15 protein-coding genes are annotated in these 20,746 nt (G+C 40.0%); 11 read left to right on the top strand and 4 right to left on the bottom strand.

Annotated features, from left to right (window positions below; all coding sequences use genetic code 11):
- Positions 1-40: 40 nt before the first annotated feature.
- Both V7K32_RS20995 and V7K32_RS20990 read right to left on the bottom strand, forming a co-directional pair.
- On the bottom strand, positions 41-919 hold the full coding sequence (locus V7K32_RS20995; protein ID WP_334995723.1) for a DUF2726 domain-containing protein: 879 nt from the start codon (positions 917-919) through the stop codon (positions 41-43).
- Positions 920-1,030: 111 nt separating this feature from the next.
- Positions 1,031-2,200: a cysteine desulfurase family protein gene (locus V7K32_RS20990; protein ID WP_334995729.1), complete on the bottom strand. Its 1,170-nt coding sequence runs from the start codon at positions 2,198-2,200 to the stop codon at positions 1,031-1,033.
- Positions 2,201-2,489: 289 nt separating this feature from the next.
- On the opposite strand from V7K32_RS20990, the gene V7K32_RS20985 reads away from it, so the two are divergent.
- The 6 genes from V7K32_RS20985 (at position 2,490) to V7K32_RS20960 (ending at position 13,273) form a co-directional block, all read left to right on the top strand.
- Positions 2,490-4,121, top strand: a complete 1,632-nt coding sequence (locus V7K32_RS20985; protein WP_334995722.1) for a DUF655 domain-containing protein — start codon at positions 2,490-2,492, stop codon at positions 4,119-4,121.
- A gap of 487 nt (positions 4,122-4,608) precedes the next feature.
- Positions 4,609-5,418, top strand: a complete 810-nt coding sequence (locus V7K32_RS20980; RefSeq protein WP_334995721.1) for an ABC transporter permease — start codon at positions 4,609-4,611, stop codon at positions 5,416-5,418.
- 1,129 nt (positions 5,419-6,547) lie between these two features.
- On the top strand, positions 6,548-8,947 hold the full coding sequence (locus V7K32_RS20975) for a beta strand repeat-containing protein (RefSeq protein WP_334995720.1): 2,400 nt from the start codon (positions 6,548-6,550) through the stop codon (positions 8,945-8,947).
- A 536-nt stretch (positions 8,948-9,483) separates the two neighbouring features.
- Entirely contained in the window at positions 9,484-11,322 is a 1,839-nt protein-coding gene (locus V7K32_RS20970) for a bifunctional serine/threonine-protein kinase/formylglycine-generating enzyme family protein (protein ID WP_334995719.1), read from the top strand.
- Between the two features lie 27 nt (positions 11,323-11,349).
- A complete protein-coding gene (locus V7K32_RS20965) occupies positions 11,350-11,811 on the top strand; it encodes a hypothetical protein (RefSeq protein WP_334995718.1) in 462 nt (153 codons plus the stop codon).
- A gap of 787 nt (positions 11,812-12,598) precedes the next feature.
- On the top strand, positions 12,599-13,273 hold the full coding sequence (locus V7K32_RS20960; RefSeq protein WP_334995717.1) for a hypothetical protein: 675 nt from the start codon (positions 12,599-12,601) through the stop codon (positions 13,271-13,273).
- On the opposite strand, the gene V7K32_RS20955 is transcribed toward V7K32_RS20960, so the two are convergent.
- Positions 13,260-14,801, bottom strand: coding sequence for a phytoene desaturase family protein (locus tag V7K32_RS20955; RefSeq protein ID WP_334995716.1), 1,542 nt, complete (start codon positions 14,799-14,801; stop codon positions 13,260-13,262). The two genes, V7K32_RS20960 and V7K32_RS20955, sit on opposite strands and share 14 nt — an antisense overlap.
- A 317-nt stretch (positions 14,802-15,118) precedes the next feature.
- Here V7K32_RS20955 and V7K32_RS20950 point away from each other — a divergent pair, with 317 nt between their 5' ends.
- The 3 genes from V7K32_RS20950 (at position 15,119) to V7K32_RS20940 (ending at position 18,572) form a co-directional block, all read left to right on the top strand.
- Positions 15,119-15,967, top strand: a complete 849-nt coding sequence (locus V7K32_RS20950) for a prohibitin family protein (protein WP_334879776.1) — start codon at positions 15,119-15,121, stop codon at positions 15,965-15,967.
- Positions 15,968-16,155: 188 nt separating this feature from the next.
- Entirely contained in the window at positions 16,156-16,572 is a 417-nt protein-coding gene (locus tag V7K32_RS20945; protein WP_334995715.1) for a DUF1824 family protein, read from the top strand.
- A 71-nt stretch (positions 16,573-16,643) separates the two neighbouring features.
- Positions 16,644-18,572: an ABC-F family ATP-binding cassette domain-containing protein gene (locus tag V7K32_RS20940; RefSeq protein WP_334995714.1), complete on the top strand. Its 1,929-nt coding sequence runs from the start codon at positions 16,644-16,646 to the stop codon at positions 18,570-18,572.
- 157 nt (positions 18,573-18,729) lie between these two features.
- Here V7K32_RS20940 and V7K32_RS20935 read toward each other — a convergent pair whose 3' ends face one another.
- Entirely contained in the window at positions 18,730-19,344 is a 615-nt protein-coding gene (locus V7K32_RS20935; RefSeq protein WP_334995713.1) for a hypothetical protein, read from the bottom strand.
- A gap of 428 nt (positions 19,345-19,772) precedes the next feature.
- On the opposite strand from V7K32_RS20935, the gene V7K32_RS20930 reads away from it, so the two are divergent.
- Entirely contained in the window at positions 19,773-20,042 is a 270-nt protein-coding gene (locus V7K32_RS20930; RefSeq protein WP_334995712.1) for a hypothetical protein, read from the top strand.
- Positions 20,043-20,207: 165 nt separating this feature from the next.
- Positions 20,208-20,603 carry a hypothetical protein gene (locus tag V7K32_RS20925; RefSeq protein ID WP_334995711.1) on the top strand — a complete coding sequence of 132 codons (396 nt, stop codon included), beginning with the start codon at positions 20,208-20,210 and terminating at the stop codon, positions 20,601-20,603.
- Positions 20,604-20,746 lie beyond the last annotated feature (143 nt).

Raw genomic sequence — 20,746 nt, 5'->3', positions numbered from 1 at the left:
AAGTAATTCTAATTTTATCCTGTTTTGGGATATCTTTTTCTTATTCAAGAAACTTGGGAATCAAATATTTTTTTCTAAATTCTTCCTCTTTTTTTTCTATTTCTTGCTTTGTTAACCCTAAAAATTCGCTCTTTTCATATTTAATAATTTCGTCAACAATATTTAATATTGCTAATTCTTCACATAGCTCGTATGCAGAAATAGCAGAAAAATTAACTGATTTACATTCGGCAAGACCAAAAACATATCTACCATTGTTAAGTGGTAAGATGGCTAAAGTCGCCCACGCAACTTCATCAATATCGTGTCCTTTAATTATTCTGGGAAAGTAAGTTGTGCAAAGTTTTTCTTTATACAGTTCATGTAAGTATAGTCTTGACTGTGCAAAAGGATCTTGACCAATAAATGAAAACCAGCAAAACGGTTCATCACATGGAACTAAACCATTATTTTGCGCTTCATAAAAATCTTTTTCTAGAAACCAAATTTCAACAAGCCAGCTTGCTAGTGAATCAAATTTTCCTGCAAACATTGAACGTCTATTGGATTTTGGCAACTCACCAATTTCTTTAAGAAAATCAGTAGTAATTCTAAATATAGGTATTTCAAATTTTTTACATATTGAATTTTTTAATTTATCGTTTCTGATAGATTTTTCAGATTGTCCATGATAAGCTTCATCAAATTCTATTACAAACTCTGGAGATAAATGCCTTCCTCTAGTAACAACGAAATCAAAATGAGCTTTGAGCGCGTATGAATACTCATCACGAGTTAGACCGGAATTTTCAATTTCTACAACATCTGCTATTCTAACTTTTGTATGCACTTCTGCATCGTATTTAGAAGCAACTTTCTTGAGTTCTTCATTAGTAGATATTTCGTACTTATTTACAAGTAAATTTTTCTTTTGCTTCATAACTTTTTTATAAAAACTCAAAAAGGCATTTGACGGGCTTGCTCTTTAAGCTCTTGCAGGGACATAGAAAACACTCCGACAAATGCTGTATCTAAATTTTAGTATGAGCGATCAACGTTTAACTAAAGATAAATCCGGTGTCAGCCTTTGCAAAACTTGCTTCAACACCATCACTGTCCAATCTATATCAGCTTCGGTAGTATCACGTCCCAATGTAATGCGAATTCCCCCCAAAGCGGCTTTTTCGGAATAACCCATCGCTAACAATATCGGACTAGGGCTAAGTTTACCACTGTGACAGGCAGCACCAGCACTGATGCCAATGCCAGCAAGGTTTAGTTGTCGTACCAAGGTTTTACCGCTAAGTTTTTCCCCATCGGCGTTTTCTAAGCACATACTGATATGGTGAGGTAAACGATCGCAGCCATCCCCTGTAGCAATTAAACCCGGAATTTCAGCTAACTGGGCAAAGGCGCGATCGCGTAACTCAATTAACCGTGGTGTTTCTATAGCTAATTCTTCTTTTGCTAATTCTGCTGCTACACCAAACCCCGCTATTATCGGTACTGCTTGCGTACCAGAACGCAGTCCCATTTCTTGTCCACCACCACCCAGTAAGGGCATCAATTCCACACCAGGACGCAGGTATAGCGCCCCTACACCTTGTGGTCCATATATTTTATGACTGGAAAGGCTAAGTAAGTCTACGGGTAGTTGTTGCACATCTATGGGTAAGCGTCCCGCAGCTTGAACTGCATCTGTATGAAACAAAGCCCCATGCAATCGCCCAATTTTACCCAGTTCTGCGATCGCTTGCACTGTCCCAACTTCACTTTGACCGTAAATTATCGAAACCAAAACTGTATTATGTCGCAACGCCGCCTTTAAATCTAGAGGGTTGACTCTACCTTTAACATCTACAGACAAGCGCGTAACTTCCCAACCCCACATTTCTAGAAACTTTACCGTTTCAGAAATTGCGGAATGCTCAACGCTAGAGATAATTATATGTTGAGGAACAGCATACAACCGAGCCACACCCATAATCGCCAGATTATTTGCTTCGGTACCACCAGATGTAAAGATTATTGATGCTGGATCGACAGCGTTAATTAATCCAGCAACTTGGACTCTGGCTTCTTCTACAACCGTTGCCGCCCGTTGTCCCCATTCATGTAAGCTGGAAGGATTGCCCCACTGTTGAGTGAGGACTGTTTGCATAACTGCGATCGCTTCTTTTCGAGTCGGAGTAGTGGCGCTGTAATCTAGATAAATTTGCATATAACCGATAATGGTGAGAACACACGGGGGCTTATAACCCTCTTTTACCCCCAATTTATCGGGGTTCGCCGTAGGCGGGAGGATCTTAACCAAACCGTATTGGTAAGCTGCTGATCTTGTTAGCAATATACAGTTTTAGTGGACAAATTCTGAAAAAATCTCTGTAATTCTACCTCTAGGAGGGGATTTTTCCCTTTACCTGGAAAGTTGTTTTTCTACTTAATTTCAGAACACAAAATTTTGGGAATGATAAATATGTCCACTCCCAATCCACTTTTAACAGATTACAGTGCAACTTATCTCTAAACGAAGATATTTTTTATCTATCTTTTTACTGATATTTCCCCTTGCTGCTTGTCAACGAGTTCAGTCTTTCAATCAGCGTCTGGCACCTTTACCACAAGATCCCTTAGTTCAAGTTTACTTTAACCATTCTGAGTCTTCAGAATACAAAGAACCTTACCGTCAGCAAACTCGCCTTGGGGATGATTTAGAAAAACAGATTGTCGATGCTATTACCCAAGCTAAATCTACAGTAGATGTGGCGGTGCAAGAATTACGTTTACCCAAAGTTGCCCAAGCACTGGTTGATAGACAAAAAGCTGGGGTAAAAGTCAGGATAATTTTAGAAAATACCTATAGCCGACCTTGGAGTAGCTTAACATCTACTGAAGTAGGTAAGTTAGATAAAAGGGAACAGGAACGTTACAACGAATTTCGCAAATTTATCGATATTAACCAAGATAATCAGCTCAGTCCAACAGAAATAAATCAAAGAGATGCTTTGATAATTTTGCAAAATGCCAAAATTCCTTGGATAGACGATCGAGCCGATGGTTCAGCCGGTAGCAGCTTGATGCACCACAAATTTGTGATTGTGGATAATCGCATTGTAATTATTACTTCAGCCAATTTTACTTTAAGTGATACTTATGGTGATTTCACAAATTCTAGCAGTTTAGGTAATGCCAATAACTTATTGCAGATTGACAGCCCAGAATTAGCATCTTTATTTACAGAAGAGTTTAATATCTTATGGGGAGATGGCCCTGGAGGTAAACCAGATAGTCAATTTGGTTTGAAAAAACCGATGCGTTTACCTAAACAAATAACTTTAGGTGACACCAAAATTACTGTGCAATTTTCGCCTACTTCCCCGATTCAACCCTGGAGTAACAGTAGTAATGGTTTAATTGGCAAAACTTTAGATTCAGCAACCAAATCTGTTGATATGGCGTTATTTGTCCTTTCCGATCAGCGGATTGCCAATATCTTAGAAAAACGCTATCAACAAAGTGTGCAAATTCGCACTTTAATTGAACCACAATTCGCTTATCGTCTCTACAGTGAAGCATTGGATATGATGGGGGTTGCTCTTAGTAACAAATGTAAATATGAACTTGATAACCATCCCTGGCCAAATCCAATTACAACCGTAGGTGTACCTGTGTTACCCAAAGGCGATTTATTGCATCATAAATTTGGTGTTATTGATAATCAAACAGTAATCACAGGTTCTCATAATTGGTCAGATGCTGCCAATAATGGTAACGATGAAACACTTTTAGTAATTGAAAATTCTCTCGTTGCGGCGCATTATGTGCGAGAATTTTCTCGTCTTTATAGTAACATTAAACCTGGCTTACCACCAGCAATTCAAGAAAAAATTAAATTAGAACAAACGCGGTGTCCCCAGATAAAAAGTTCTTCATCAAGTGAACTACAAGCAATTAAACAAATAAATATCAATACTGCAAGTTTAGAAGAATTAGCAACTCTCCCTGGTGTGGGTAAGAAGTTAGCACAGCGAATAATTATTAGTCGTCAACAGCAAAAATTTACATCTTTACAAGATTTAGAACGAGTTTCAGGAGTGAGTGCTAGAACTGTAGAAAAATGGAGCGATCGCTTGACTTGGTAAAGATGCACAGCTTACCCTACGATGGTTTGTATTCTAGTTACAGCACTTTTCATGTATTTGGCTCGTAGTTGCGCCCTCTTGCGCTTTAGCGCAACTACGAGCCAGCGATGATTATTTGCGCCCACTTCCTTACAGCAATGCTCATTGGTGTTAACTTAACGTGAAAGCCACTCTAGAACAAGCTTTTAGATATTGTCTCGTTCCCAGTCTCCCACTGGGAATGCTTACTAGTACGCCACGGTGGAAATAGAGCAACCATTTAAAATCCCTAAAGAGCTTATTTCATAAGACTTTTGACTTTTGACTTCCGCCTTGCGGTACTTGGAGGCTCCGCCTCCGTTACTGGCGGTAGAGCCGCAACGATCAGCATTTCCAGCCAGAGACTGGAAACGAGGTTTTAAAAGGGCTAGAAATAAGAGTTAACTAATTGACTTATTACGTAAAATATGATATTATATATCGCTAGAATTAAAAATCATATATAAACGTGAATATCGCTCCCTCTGTCAAAAAACCGCGTGTCTCATGGCAGGCGGTTTTCTCACTGCTGATGTTTGTGTTCATGTACCTGCCCATACTGGTACTTGGGTTTTATAGCTTCAATCAGTCACCTTACAGTGCAGGTTGGCAAGGATTCACTCTCGATTGGTATGGTAAGTTGTTCAGTGACGATCGCATCTTATCAGCTTTGCAAAACAGTTTAATAGTTGGTGGATGTGCCGTGGCAATATCAGCAGTGTTGGGAACCTTGATGGCGGTTGGGTTGGCGCGTTACGAATTTCCTGGTAAGAAATTGTATCAGGGTGTTGCTTACCTACCATTGATTATTCCCGATATTGCGATCGCAGTGGCTACCCTAGTATGTCTAGCAGCTTTTGCAATCCCTTTGAGTTTATGGACGATAGTTGCAGCGCATATCGTGTTTTGTCTGGCTTACGTCGGACTTGTAGTTGCTTCCCGACTTACTAATTTAGATCCTCACTTAGAAGAAGCAGCCCTAGATTTAGGTGCAACACCAACGCAAGCTTTCATCAAAGTATTATTACCTCAATTAATGCCTGGTATTATAGCTGGTTGTCTCTTGGCCTTTGTTCTGAGTTTAGATGACTTTCTCATTGCCAGTTTTACTGCTGGTAGTGGTTATAACACCTTACCAATGGAAATTTTTAGCCGCATTAGAACCGGAGTCAAGCCTGATATTAACGCATTGAGCGTGATGTTGATTACAGTATCTGCGATCGCTGCTCTTGTAGCTGAATTAATTCGCATTTCTGGAGAAAATAAAACTTTCAAATAAAAGGTTGTTTGAAAAGTAGCCTGCTGTGATTTTAGGCACTTATTCATTCCCAACTCAAACCATAGTACTTATTTACTATGCGTAACAATACTGCTCAATAAAGATGCAACATCAATTGGAAATCCCCCCTTAGTCACCCAATAAATTGAGGGAAAATAAGGCATTTTGAGCAAGCCTTTTTAAGGTGAGCCAGCGCCATCTTCTCTAATGCCAAGGGGGTTTTCTCCATGAGCGACTGGCGTGGGTTCAGGGAATCGACTTTTAACCGAGCAGTATTACGATGCTAAGTTCTATTAGGTGTATTTTTACTTACTAAATTATTTATATTTATACCAAAACATTAATATTTGACAATTGTTGAAATTAAGTAATTTTACTGGGGTTAATTGTCATTATTTGCAAACACAATAGTGAATGAAAAATTCAGTGCGAAATCAGCCCAGCAACATAGGTTTTTGAAAAAAATCTAGATGAGTTGCTTGAAATGAAGGTCATCAGTAATAGGACTTTCAAAGGATAATTTTAATGTTTAATTTCCTCTTCTCCACTTAATTTGGGAATTTGAAGATTAGTTGTATGTAATCAATAAACAGACCATAAAATATTATGGAATTTTTATTGTAATTTATCGCATACTATCCCAAACCAATTCATCAATTGGTAGTTTTATTTTGCCCTAATTTTGCGTCACTACTATTGCTACAAATAGTACAATACGGCAAAAATAAACCTACTATCTCAATTAACTAAATAAGGGTTAAATCCCGTTATTAAAGGTAGAGAAACTTCTGCAACACTTTACTAATAACATTCACAACTCATATCTTCCATCATTCTCAATATTCCGAGAGTGACCAGTACTTAAAGCTTAAAAACAGCGATTGAGCAAATAGTCAGTAGTGTCTATATTTCAGTTAAGGTGCAAGTCTAAATATCCCCCTTACTCCTGCTTTTTAACAGGGGGAAATAGAGCCATTGTTAGCAAGCCAAATTATCAGGTGGGTTGGGGAGAACGAGTCTTATCCGAAGCGTATTGAGTAGTATCTGCTCTACCAAAAGTTTTTGAAAAAAACTGTTGCAAGATATTAGATAACAAAAATTAAATAACTGAAAAATCAGTTCATAAATTATGAAACCATCACGCCACTTTTTAGCTCATAAATTGTATCATTCCCGTTTTTTATTAGCAGCAGCAATTTCTTTAGGAGGGTCATTTACGCTAATAATGCCTACTCTGGCAGATGGTACAACTGCTGGTACTACTATCGATAACACTGCAACTGCTGAATATAATTACGTGAATAATTTGGGAGCAAATGTTCTTAATAAAGCTACTTCCAATACTGTAACATTTACCGTAGCAGAGACAGCAGGTATTGTAGTGACTTCTCAAGGCATGACAGATACAACAGGTGGTACTGTTGTTTCTAATGATTTGCTATACTACGATTTTTTAATTACTAACGTAGGTAACGATCCCACCCGCTTCTTTATTCCAGGAACAGCTACTATTACAGGATCAGCAACAGCCGGCGCAATCACCGCAGATTTAAATGGTGACGGCATATTTGAAACTAATATTCCCAACACTGGTTTTACCACTGGTTCCATTCCTGTCAATGGGACTGTCAAAGTGCGTGTTCCTGTCACAGTTAATCTTGCAGCAACGCCGAGTTCGACTATTTCAGTATTACTAGGTGATACAGGACCCAACGATAACAGTAATACTACTCAGAACCAACCTGATAGTCCTGATGGTTCAAAGCCTACAGAAGTCCGCACCGTTGATAATTCAGATGGAACAACAGGAGAAACAACAGGGATACCGTTGAATGGAGAACGAGAAGCTAGTGCTATCCAAACAACTACTATCGCTGCGACTTCACAAGCCTTTGCTAAAGTTTTAAAAGTTCGTTCTGCGTACTTAGATCCCGGTACACCCAAGATTCTGAGTGATGATAAGTTGACCTACGATTTGAGTTTAAAAGTTGATTCCACAAGTCCCGCAGGTAGCGTAGCATTAACGCCGGGAAATTTGGTAGGTACGAATATCAGTGTAGATGGGTCAACCAGTGCCAAAATTTTGGTATCTGATGCCATTCCTGCAAATACTCATTTAGCGAGTGTAATTACTCCCCCTACCGGTTGGACTGTTGTTTACAGTGTCACGCCGACAACAGTCACAGCGAACAATGCCCTTTGGACTAGTGTTGTCCCCGTTAATTTATTGTTGGTAAGTCGTGTGGGGTTTGTTTCTTCTGGAATTCTTACCGCAGGGACAATAGTCAATGGGTTATCCTTCCAAGTGGTGACAGATGGAGTTCTAACTTCTACAGCCATCATTTCTAATATTGCTCAGACCTTTGGTCAAACTCAAGGTGATACACTCAATAAGCTAGTTTATGATGAATCAGGTGACCAAAGCCCTAGCAACTTTAATGATGATGGTAGTATTGGTTCAAATATTCCCACTACTGGCGTAGCAAATGTTGCTACTCAAGGGGCAGATAGCAGTAATAACAACACAGGCCAAGGCCCTGGAGGTGAAGTTAACACCTTTACGATAGCTGCCCAAACTTCGATTTTGAATGGACCGCACCTGTTCCCTAATGCTGTGGGAGCAACTAATAATAATGATGATTTTTCAAACCAATCAGCGATCGTTCCCCTCTATCTGGCGCCAGGTTCTACCCTCAACCCTGCTGCTGTCAGCTTCTTCAATACTATAGTAAACCCCGATCCAACCCTATTGAGTAATGTCTTACTACTACCAGTTAACCCAACCAATGCTAGTGACCTACCATCAGGTACAATTGTAACGTTGACCTCTGGAGCCAGTGTTGCCACTTACACATACAATGGCGCTAACTTCATCTTAACTTCTGGCTTAGGAATTGTCCTACCAACCCTCAATAATATCCCAGTTGATTACACCGTAACTGTAGATTTACCTGCCGGAACACCTCTATCAACAGATATAGGTAAAGCTTTTCCTGTGACAATTCAAGCTTTTGTGGATAGCAATAATAATGGAGCGTTTAACTCTGGAGAATCTTACAATAATACGATTGACCAAGTTTACACAGGTTTCTTGAAACTTATGAAAGAATCGCGGATTTTACAAGGAAGTGGCTCTGCTGTTGCTGCGAATGATGGTACTTTTAGTACAACAGTGAAAAAACCTGGCGTAGGTAACATTGTTGAGTATCGAATTACTTACACCAACATTTCATCAGTTCCCGTCGGTTCAAATAACGCTACTATAAGTGCAACTGGAATTATTATTACTGAAGATGGGAATTCCACTAATAATCAGTGGGCGAAAGACAATGATGGCAATGGAAAGGTGGATACCAGTCATGTGTTTAATACTGCAACCGATCCTACCGGAATTGTAACTTATCTCAATTTGGGAGCAACAGTAACGGATGCGGTTGGCGTTGATATCACCACCTATCTAGACACAATTGCTGGTCCACTTCAACCTGGACAGTCTGGAACATTTAGTTTCCAACGTAAGGTTAATTAGCTCATATCCCCGGTAGCATTCCAATTTTGGCTTAAATCTTTTTCCTCACCCCCAGCCCCTCTCCCAAACATGGGAGAGGGGAGACATAATTCTAGTTCCCCCAATCGCAAATGATGGGATTCTGGGTTAGGGGATGAGGGCTATCAAGGTTTTTGCACCTGACGGGATGCTCCTATATCCCCGACTTATTGAAGAAATCGGGGATCTTTTTGTTGCTAGTATTGGGTTTAAATCCCATTATGTAATTATCTTGAATTTTTCATTGTTTAATTGGTTCTTTACGAACTTTTTTGAATAGTTAACAACAGCTATATTAAAGTACAGGGGTGTGTGAGAGCAAGGTTAGTCTACTAATATCAGCTTAAATTATCTTATGTAACTATTTTAAATTTTAAATTGTTAATCATCCTTATGCCCTCGTGTGAAAGATAGTTTTAAGCACATCAAAAAATTTCCGTGTTCGCTTCTCTACATAACTGTTTTCAATTAGATAATATTGGGGCTAACTTTGGAGAAGATGCTATTTCCCCCTCATTATGCAAATCTGCCAAAACCCCCATTGCTCAAATCCATTCAACTCTGATAGCAATAGATTTTGCGTGAGTTGCGGACAAAGCAACTTTGGCAAACTTCTCAGAAACCGTTACCGCGTATTGAGACTCTTAGGTGAAGGTGGATTTAGTAGAACTTATGCTACAGAGGATGTAGACAGACTAAACGCGCCTTGCGTCATCAAGCAATTTTTCCCCCAATTTCAGGGAACAGGACAACGCACCAAAGCAGCAGAATTTTTTAAAGAAGAGGCATTTCGGTTGTATGAACTGGGAGAAAATCATACCCAAATTCCTAGATTACTAGCTTACTTTGAACAAGGTGCTAGCTTGTATCTCGTACAAGAATTTATTCAAGGAAAAACTCTCTTACAAGAAGTTCAGCAACAAATCTATGGTGAATCACAAATTTGGGAACTTTTAGCTGATTTATTGCCAGTTCTCCAATTCATTCATACTCATAATGTCATTCATCGGGATATCAAACCAGAAAATATTATCCGCCGTGCAAGTGATGAAAAACCCGTATTAATTGACTTTGGCGGTGCTAAACAGGTAACACAAACCAGTTTAGGAAGACAAGCGACAGTAATTTATACCCTTGGTTATGCCCCAACCGAACAAATGGCTGGATTTGCTTGTCACGGCAGTGATTTGTATGCTTTGGGTGTAACTTGTGTGCGTCTTTTAACTCGATGTTTGCCTTTGCAGGATGCTTCTGGACAGATTAATGACCCTATTTATGATGCTATGAATGCTAAGTGGTTGTGGCGCGATCGCTTACAACAAAAAGGTACTACTATCAGCGACGATTTAGGGAAAATTTTAGATAAATTATTAAAACATCTACCAAGTGAAAGGTATCAAACAGCAATAGAAGTTATCAACGATTTGAAATTTGCAACATTGAACATTGAACCTGTTGCTCTAAAAATTGTTTCGATGCCTCAACCCATATTACCGCTGCTACCACAAAAAGTAATAGTACCATTACCCCCCTTAGAAAACTTTGAATTTGACGTAGTGACAGTAGACACAGGTGGTAGAGAAGTAAACCGCATGAGTTGCAATGCAAACTTCTTTGCCGAAGAATTGGGTAAATCTGTCACATTAGAAATGGTATCGATTCCTGGCGGTAGTTATATGATGGGTTCACCAGAGTGTGAAGGAGATGCTGACGAACGTCCTCGACACAAAGTTACTGTTGAACCATTTTTTATAGGGAAATTTCCCGTAACTCAAGCACAGTGGAGAGTAGTAGCAGCTTTACCCAAAGTCAAACAAGCTTTAAATCCCCATCCGTCGAAATTCAAAGGTTTAGATAGACCAGTGGAAAATGTATCTTGGTATGAAGCTGTAGAATTCTGTCTTAGATTATCAGAAAAAACTGGACGCGACTATCGTTTACCGAGTGAAGCTGAATGGGAATATGCTTGTCGGGCTGGAACTACAACATCTTTCCACTTTGGCGAAACGATTACCTCTGAGTTAGTCAGTTGCACTATCGAACCAAAAAGCAAATTCCGTAAAGAAACAACAAACGTCGGTAGTTTTGAAGTTGCCAATGCCTTTGGATTGTACGATATGCACGGGCTAGTTTGGGAATGGTGCGCTGATTCGTGGCACAACAATTACAGCGACGCACCCTCAGATGGAACAGCTTGGGAAGTTGGCGGTGATATTAATCGCCGAGTCCTACGCGGTGGTTCTTGGAGTTTCAATGCAGAACTGTGTCGCAGCGCTAGCCGTAGCTGGAATGAGTCAGACGGTGGACTGAGGGTTTGTGGCTTTAGAGTAGTATTTTCTGTAGAGGAGATTATTTAGCAATTTAATTTAGAGGCTGTAGTAATTATGAAAGAGAAAATTGAGAAAGGTGACATAGTACTTATAAATAAAAGTGGAGAATATCAGAATAAATTAGGTGAAGTTATTGAAATTGATTACAATATTTTCTTTGTAAAAATAGTGATAGTAAAGTTAAGTAATCAAGAAGAAGCCTTTGAAGAAAAAGATTTACAATTACAAACTAAAAAGCCGACTATTGAAGAGGTGATTGCATCAGTAGAAAAAATTATAGAACTAGTTGAGTATATTTATCACTTACCGACAAAAGAGAAAGTAGAGTTACCCAATCGGCTAAAGTATCTGAAATTAGATATTCCTAAACTAGATAAGCAGTTGATTATAAAAAACTTTGAGAGTATAGATAAAATACTTGTATCAACAAGAGAAGCAGACTCATCAGCAACATTTTGGCAAGAAATAGATTCTAATTTTGAGAAAATAAGCTGGTGGATTAGAACAAGCCTGTGAAAGAAGAAATAAGTCGGCGACAATAAATGAAACTATGTGTTTTGCAAGGTTAAAGAGATGTAGCTGTGAGATACCATCTATAGCGCAATAGGCTTGGGTTAACCCCCAAATCCAATGCAAGAGACGAAGAAAAGCAACGTCTCTACATACCTAAAATCAATACCAAAAATCCTTAACCTAAGCGTATTGATTTATAGTGCTTTTCGTTTAGATGAAGACCATTTTTTAACCTCACCCCCAACCCCTCTCCAAAGCATCGGAGAGGGATTGAGGGTGAGGTTTTTTCTTATGTTTTATTACGTCTACCTACTTATCAGGATTTTCGTGAATTGGTATAACGCATTGCTATATAACATAGTACCTTTTAAAGGCTAACCCACGCTAATGTTTTTGAGACAATGCTTCAGCTATCAACATAAATTTATCAATATTAGAGATAAAACTTATGCCTAACCACATCATAATTGTTAGATTTAAGGCTAAAAAATTTGAGCTGGACATAATTAAACATAACTATATTTTCCTCATTCTTTAGACTTAATGCCTTATCCCTTATACTCTCTGCTCTATCCTGAATAGTGATATTTATTTTTACCCACTTAATTAAATTTGTATTGATAATTGGATAAATTACATTTTTGGATTAATTTAATAGTTACTTAATATAAAGTTTAGAATAATATTTTTTAATATTTTGAAGTAGTTTTTTAGCACTAATGCCTAAGTTGTTAGATTAATAAGGAGCATTGATTTAGATATAATCAACTACAAAGATAGGGGAGCATTTATGCGTTTTTCTCAGTTTGCAGGGATTCTTGGTTGTACTACAGCAGCTTTTATATCAATTACACCCATACAGGTAGAAGCTGCAACTTTTAAAGTGGTATCTGGAGTTACCAGCATTGATCGTGACCACGAAGATATTCTTAAAAGTATCGGGCTAAATTTGACAGGTACTAATAATACAGTCCCACCAATTCCCAGCACTTATTTAGTTGGGTTCAATATCGACCCAGCCACCAACTTTACATTCAGTGACGAAGGGGGTTTTACTCCGCTCTCAGGTACAATCGAGCATACTGGTACTGTTACTTTCAATAATCAAATTACTGTTGGTGACTTTTCAATTGGTTTGGCTCCGGGACGTACTGTCACAGGTGGCAGCGGATTTGTTTTAAGAGACACATTCTCTTTAGATACAATTTTGTTTGATTTGAGTATTTCAGCACCTGTGGCATTTGACGGTCAAAATTTAACCATCCCTGATGTTAAATTGCTGGTTTCTCCAGAGTTTGCTAATATTCTGCAAAAACCTGAATTGACCGGTTTGTTTGCGGGAACTGCACGAATTGATGCTCAAGTTGCTGCCGTACCTGAACCTGATAGTGTACTAGCAGTTTTGGCAGCAGGTGCGGCTCTCTTAGCAACTAGATTTTATCCTCAAAAAATTAAATGCACTTAATATCTTGAAGCATGGCTAAATGCTTATTAACCGGTGCAAGGGTATTTGCCGCAATCAGCCCACTGGCGGCGACTGCTGGTAAACCAATGCCGGGAAATGTGGAGTCTCCACAGCACATCAGTCCTGGTAAAGGTGTGCCAGGGCCAGGAAACATACCACTTCCAGCCTGAATTGCTGGGCCGTAGGAACCTTGATGACGGCGAAGATAACGTTCGTGAGTTAGAGGTGTACCAACAAGTGTGACTTCGCAACGAGAGCGAATATCTGGAATGATCCTCTGTAGCGCTTGCCACATTACTTCTGCACGCGATCGCTTTTGTTCGGCATATTCTTGGTTCCTTCTATCCATTCCCCGCCAGATAGCATAAGGTTCATTACCAGGAGTATACACATGAATTACGTGCTTACCTGGTGGCGCTAAAGATGGATCGAGAATTGAAGGAATTGATATCACCACAACATTCTGAGGTGCTGTTATGCCCAATTCCCAGTTATTAACTACGATGTAATGACACCGCAAATTAGACTGTAATCCTTGGGCATCAATGCCTAGATGTAGATGCATAAAGCTATCACACTCAGGGGTTGCTTGTCGTTTAACGCGGTACTGTTTTGGTACTGCCTTTTCGGGTAGTAACTTCAGTGTGTCCCAAACCGATGCATTAGAAATCACTGCCCGACGCACCCGAATTTCGGAGCGATCGCGCAGCTGCACACCCACCGCACGATTCCCTTCTACAAGCACTTGCTCCACATGAGCGCCTAGAATCAACTTCCCCCCGTGACGCTCCAATCCTTCTACAAGGGTGTCAACTAAAGCACCACTACCACCAATCGGATATTCAAGGATTGCGTCTGGGCGATACCAATCCGCAAACATAAATCCTACCTCTGCGGCGCTAGTGCCATCTGCTGGCAATCCAGAAAGTAGAAAACACAGCAAATTAAGCCAATTTCGGGTAAACGGATCTTTAACAACGCCATCCATAATCCGGCTAAAGGGTCCAGTCAGCTTAATTATATTCGCCAGATTTTTTGTCAGAGATGGGATAAATGGGCCGACAGTTCTAGCTGCACCAAAATCAAAACGTAATGCCGCCGGTGGTATGGAAGTTGCAGCACTAGCGAATGGTTCCATAACGCGCTGGAGTTCTTGCCATTCGGCTACAGCATCATGTCCCCGGAATTTCATCAGCACTTCACAAAATTGCTCTGCACCAACCGAGGTATCAAAATCACCTTCTGGTACACAACAACCCCAAGTATCGTAGGTTACGCATGGTAATTCAGAACCAATTGCATCTAAGACCTGTCGCAGAGGGTTAGCAGAGGGGCTGTAAGACAGTCCAGAGTAGAGAGACGGGCCAGAGTCAAATTTGAAACCATTGCGCTCAAAAGCATGGGCAGCGCCTCCAGCAATGGAATGACTTTCGCAGACTATCACATCAAAGCCATACCGTGCTAAAACAGCAGCACAACTCAAACCGCCAATACCGCTACCAATGACAACTATATCTGTAACTTGCATATATGTTTGCAACAATAAACTAAAACAGTTGGGGAAACTTGGATAATATCATTCGCTCCTCCATCCACAAACCACTCTAATTGGTTAATATCATCACTAAGGATGGACATTAAACCGCCAGTGTTGCGTTTTTCAGATTAAAGGCTTGATTTAGACAGACTGATGAGAAGCTTAAACTAGTAACTGAGTTTACCCAAGCCAAAGTAAAACTTTTTACTCAGCACTGGAAACTAGAGAAGGAAGACAAGGAGAAAAATAATAACTCTTCATGACAAATGACAAATGACAAATGACCAACTCATAATGGAGAAAAGAATTTGAAAAATCAGCAATTCGGAAATTGGCAAAGCACAGTTTTAGGAATTGTGTTAGCAACACTAGTGATTTTGGGACTAAATTCCTTTATCATTATTAACCCAGGACAGGCAGGAGTGATCAGCATCTTGGGTAAAGCCAAAGATGGGGCATTATTGGAAGGGATTCATGTGAAACCGCCTTTTATCTCAGTGATAGATGTGTATGATTTGACGGTGCAGAAATTTGAAGTGCCAGCAGAGAGTTCTACGAAAGATTTGCAGAATTTATCTGCGAGATTTGCGATCAACTTTCGCCTCGATCCGATACAGGTAGTTGAAGTTAGAAGAAAACAAGGAACCTTAGAAAATATTGTATCGAAAATCATTGCACCCCAGACCCAAGAAGCATTTAAAATTGCAGCAGCTAGAAGAACAGTAGAAGAAGCAATTACCAAAAGAAGTGAGTTGAAAGAAGACTTTGATCAAGCGCTAGGCGATCGCTTAGACAAATATGGGATAATTGTGTTAGATACTAGCGTAGTTGATTTAGCATTCTCACCAGAATTTGCCAGAGCTGTGGAAGAAAAACAAATTGCTGAACAACGGGCGCAAAGAGCCGTTTATGTAGCACGGGAAGCAGAACAAGAAGCACAAGCCGATGTGAATCGCGCTAAAGGTAGGGCAGAAGCTCAAAGACTCTTAGCAGAGACACTCAAAGCTCAAGGAGGACAGTTAGTTCTGCAAAAAGAAGCAATTGAAGCTTGGAAGAGTGGCGGCGCTCAGATGCCCAAAGTCCTCGTTATGGGTGGTGACTCAAAAAGCGGCGTTCCCTTCATATACAACCTTGGAAATGTCCAAAATCAACCGTAAAAAAGAGTAAGCATTAAATAACAAGGTTTAATATGTAATTTGTTCTGACTTGGGGCAAATTTTACAAGATTTGTCCGATTCTCAATTCCATTATCTAAAATCCAAAATCCAAAATCCAAAATAGTATAAGTTGGGCTAGTCCCAACTTCAACACAACAGAAAAACCAGCAAGACAATAATCGCAGTTTATGTCAACCCCCAATCCTCAGAATCTCACCGCCGAAGAAGCGAAAAAATTATTGAATAAATTCAACTGTCTAGACATTGCCCCTGTGCTGAATCCTTACGAAAAATCAGTAATTCGTAGTGCCTTAATTTTGCTCGCCAAACTTGCTGATTATCAAATTTTAGGAATCTGTGCTGATACAGCAGAAGAAGGAATACTTGCCATGAAGACTTATTCTCTGGCTTTGGGTTATGAACCACCAGACAATTTACTGACACCTGAAGGCCCAGTTTATATCAAATTAAATGGTAAAAATGGCTTGTGTTATCTCGATTCATATCCTGGACATCATCGTGGCGTATTAGTGTCTTGTCAGTCTTACCACGAAGACGGAATCAACGAAATGTATGGACATCTCCCCTTGGATTTATTTATATAGAATTGGGCGAATGTAGGTAAGGCAAATACCTTACCTACTAACTAACAGTCAATAAAAAATTACTAAATCTTATGAGTATTATTACACTCCAATCAGTCAAAAAAGACTTTGGCATCAAAGAAATTTTAAAAGATGCCAGCTTTAGCCTCGATACTACCGATAAAGTTGGCTTAATTGGTACTAACGGTTCTGGCAAATCAACCCTATTAAAAATGATTGCCGGCTTAGAATCGATTGATAGCGGTCAGATTTTAGTCAACTCTGGTTCTAGAATTATCTATTTACCCCAGCAGCCAGATTTAGATGAGAATCACACAGTTTTAGAGCAAGTTTTTGCTGATAGTGGCGAACATATTGCTTTGGTGCGTGAGTATGAAGAAGTTTCAGATAAATTGGCTCACTATCCAGATGATAGCCAACTGATGTCTCGCCTTTCTGTAGTGATGCAACAGATGGATACAACTGATGCTTGGGAAGTAGAAACTAATGCCAAAATCATCCTCACAAAATTAGGAATTTCTGACTTTGACGCTAAAATAGGCACTTTGTCTGGAGGCTATCGCAAGCGGATTGCTTTAGCATCAGCGCTGCTAGCAGAACCAGATGTTTTGCTCATGGATGAGCCGACAAACCATCTTGATGCTCTTTCTGTAGAATGGTTACAAAGTTATTTAAATCGCTATCGCGGCGCACTTTTTCTGATCACCCACGATCGCTACTTTCTAGATCGCGTTACCAATCGGATCATTGAAATTGACCGAGGCGACATTTACACTTATACAGGTAACTATTCATATTACCTGGAAAAGAAGGCTTTAGCTGAAGAATCTGCTGTAAGTAGTCAACGTAAACACCAAGGCTTGTTGCGGCGTGAGTTGGAATGGCTTAAAAAAGGGCCAAAAGCCAGAAGTACTAAGCAAAAAGCGAGAATTGACCGCGCTCATGCTTTGCGTGATACTGAATTTAAACAAGTTCAGGGTAAAGTTGATATCTCTACAGTTGGTCGTCGCATTGGCAAAAAGGTTATTGAATTAGATAACATTTCTAAAGCATACAATGGACGCACCCTGATTAATAATTTCACCTACGAATTTAGTCCAGAAGACCGCATCGGCATTATTGGCGCTAATGGTGCTGGTAAATCTACTTTAATGGAGATTATTACTGGTCAGATTAAGCCAGATTCAGGTGTTGCAGAAATTGGGACTACAATTCATATCGGTTATTTTGACCAGCATTCGGAAGAATTGCTCACAGCCTTAAACGAAAATCAGCGCGTGATTGACTACATCAAAGAAGAAGGAGAGTTTATCAAAATTACCGATGGAACTCAAATTACTGCTTCGCAAATGTTGGAGCGGTTTTTGTTTCCTGGTAATCAACAATATGCCCCAATTAATAAACTTTCGGGTGGTGAAAAACGCCGTTTATTTCTGTTGCGGGTTTTGATGAGTGCGCCCAATGTCTTAATTTTAGATGAACCGACAAATGATTTAGATGTTCAGACATTGGCTGTATTAGAAGATTATTTAGAGGATTTTGTCGGGTGTGTAATTGTAGTTTCTCACGATCGCTACTTCCTCGATCGCACCATCGACACAGTATTTTCCTTTGAGGAAGGCGGTAATCTCCGCCACTATCCCGGTAATTACTCGATTTATCTGGACTATAAAAAGGCTGAAGAAGCGCAGCAACAGGCTGCTAACACTAAGGAGAAGCCCAAAAATGTCGAAGTCCAAAATGGTGCGGCTTTACCCAAGGATGTAGAGAATACAAAGCGGCGTAGGCTATCCAATTGGGAAAAAAAAGAATTTGAGCAGTTGGAAGGTAAAATTGCTCAGTTAGAGAACCAGAAAGCGGAAACCGAGAAGACGCTCAGGAATGTGTCACCGGGGAATTATAGCGAAGTGCAGAAATTGTATGATCAGGTGGAAAAGCTCAAGCAAGCGATCGATGTGGCGACTGAACGCTGGTTAGAATTGGCAGAGATGGAATCTTAATAGTAAGCATTTCATGTTTGCAAATATACCGGGCGATTAGAAATCGCGGCTACACAAACAAAGTCCGCCTGCGCGGACTCTAAGAATTTAAAACCCACGGAGGTGGGTTTTTTCTGTGTAGCCGCGAATTCCATTAGCCCGCTTCCAGAGGTGAAGTTTAATTGCTCAATATGCCAACTAAAATGTGAGTTAATTCAGTTAATTCTTCAGGAACCCGATATAATTTGAGGTCTTCCGTTATCTGTTTTTCCTGACGGTTGTATATTGCAAATCGCCAATCTTCACCAGTAGTTACAGACCCATAAAGAACTGGTAACTCTGAATCTATCCATTGATCGAGTGCAATCAATTCAACTGCTAATTGTGTAAATCCTCTACTTAAATCTGCTTGTTTCGCTTCAATTACTAACAAGCCTTTACCTTTATCAATATAATAATCTAAGCTGCCTTTTAATTGGTCACTAACACTAATGGGATACTCAATATTTAATTGGGTTTGGGCAATTTCGCAAACTTCTAGTAATATTGGTGCAATAATTGCTTGCTTGCGTGCATCCTCACTAAGTAGCTTAACACGTCGGAGGTTACGCTCAATGACTCGGTGTAATTCTGCAATTATCTCAAGAGAAAATTCTATTTTTGGTAATTGCAACCGTTCGCGTTTGTAAGAACAGCCAAGTTCAGCTAGAATATCTTCTGGGGAAAACGGCAGTTCAAAATATTTGCTGAATGTATAGCTTTGACCAGGTTGAATAATTCGGGGACGACTCATAGAGCAGTTTTAGTGTGGATGGCATACACTACTCTACGATTATTTTTAATAGAACTATATTGGACAATCTCTCGTTCCCATGTTCTGCATAGGAATGGCTGATTAGAGGCTCCGCATCGGAACGAGGAAAAAATGCTCTTAGGGACTTCCAACAAATAAATTACCCAATCTTGTGGGGATCTTGCCCGCCCATATACAAAGGCGGGCAAGATGCCCACCCCACAAGAAGTAGTTGAGTATTTTTTTATTTGGAAGTCCCTAAGGTCAGATGACTAATTTGATCTGCAATCTCTTCTGCGCTGCAACCTACTTTGTACCGCCCTTCCACAAGACACTATTAACTATCTCTCATAAACTGCGTAGTTTACCGCCGTAGGCATCGCCTACAAAACTTTTGCCTACGCAGCCATATCCATCAACAAGCCGCTTTGCGTTTACGTTACGCACTCCTCAACAAACGGGAGCAGTCTTTGGGTTCACGGGAGCAGTCTTCGGGTTCACGGGAGCAGTCTTCGGGTTCACGGGAGCGGTCTTCGGGTACACGGGAGCGGTCTTCAGGTTCACGGGAGCAGTCTTCGGGTACACGGGAGCGGTCTTCGGGTACACGGGAGCGGTCTTCGGGTACACGGGAGCGGTCTTCGGGTACACGGGAGCGGTCTTCGGGTACATGGGAGCGGTTTCCCTTAAAACTTTTATAAAACTTAAATAAGTATTCCTCTAAAAATCAACATCTAGTGCTTAGATACCGGAAAATTACTGGTATCACCTGAAAACTTTATTAAAAAAATTGTAAGTTACCCTGAAGCGAAATGCACTTTAACTGAGGCAAGCTAGCTCTAGAAGTATCTTAAAGAAATAAATTTATGTCCCGTCTCAAACGCACATCCCGCATTTTAGAAAAAGCTCAGTTAAGATCGGCTGGACTAAAATCGATTGTTCCAAGCATCAAATTTGATGAAAATTATAGTCTGGATAAATTGATTGAGTCAATTGAGCAGTTACGTAACAAAATTGATGTTTATAATACCGCTCTGTCTGTGGTTGACTCTTCTAAAACTGAAATTGAAGATATGGAAAAAAACTTGAGTCAGCTTTCTGAAAAGATGCTGATGGTGGTTGCAATCAAGTACGGCAAAGACAGCCGCGAATATGAGATGGCGGGTGGTGTTCGCAATAGCGATCGCATCCGCAAAATCAGGTCGAGCCGCTTGAAAAATGTTACAGAACAAGCATCAGATGAGAATGTTAAAACTGCATAGAGAGGTTCACACCCCACATCTTGCAAATTGGACGTTAGCACGCTAGCAAAATCAGCACATAATAAATATAAACCGCGTTCATCTTAAAAAACTGTAGATATTCCGTATGAAAAGAAAAAACCCTCATCCCCCAGCCCCTTCTC

The organism is Nostoc sp., assembly GCF_036917635.1.
In the GTDB taxonomy this organism is placed as follows: Bacteria; Cyanobacteriota; Cyanobacteriia; order Cyanobacteriales; family Nostocaceae; genus Nostoc.
This window is presented reverse-complemented; position numbering and strand designations above follow the sequence as displayed.

Bases quoted from the DNA above. Each gene is read 5' to 3' on its own strand.
- V7K32_RS20995 (WP_334995723.1), bottom strand. From the start codon at position 919: ATGAAGCAAAAGAAAAATTTACTTGTAAATAAGTACGAAATATCTACT.
- V7K32_RS20990 (WP_334995729.1), bottom strand. From the start codon at position 2,200: ATGCAAATTTATCTAGATTACAGCGCCACTACTCCGACTCGAAAAGAA.
- V7K32_RS20975 (WP_334995720.1), top strand. From the start codon at position 6,548: ATGAAACCATCACGCCACTTTTTAGCTCATAAATTGTATCATTCCCGT.
- V7K32_RS20970 (WP_334995719.1), top strand. From the start codon at position 9,484: ATGCAAATCTGCCAAAACCCCCATTGCTCAAATCCATTCAACTCTGAT.
- V7K32_RS20965 (WP_334995718.1), top strand. From the start codon at position 11,350: ATGAAAGAGAAAATTGAGAAAGGTGACATAGTACTTATAAATAAAAGT.
- V7K32_RS20960 (WP_334995717.1), top strand. From the start codon at position 12,599: ATGCGTTTTTCTCAGTTTGCAGGGATTCTTGGTTGTACTACAGCAGCT.
- V7K32_RS20955 (WP_334995716.1), bottom strand. From the start codon at position 14,801: ATGCAAGTTACAGATATAGTTGTCATTGGTAGCGGTATTGGCGGTTTG.
- V7K32_RS20945 (WP_334995715.1), top strand. From the start codon at position 16,156: ATGTCAACCCCCAATCCTCAGAATCTCACCGCCGAAGAAGCGAAAAAA.
- V7K32_RS20940 (WP_334995714.1), top strand. From the start codon at position 16,644: ATGAGTATTATTACACTCCAATCAGTCAAAAAAGACTTTGGCATCAAA.
- V7K32_RS20935 (WP_334995713.1), bottom strand. From the start codon at position 19,344: ATGAGTCGTCCCCGAATTATTCAACCTGGTCAAAGCTATACATTCAGC.
- V7K32_RS20925 (WP_334995711.1), top strand. From the start codon at position 20,208: ATGTCCCGTCTCAAACGCACATCCCGCATTTTAGAAAAAGCTCAGTTA.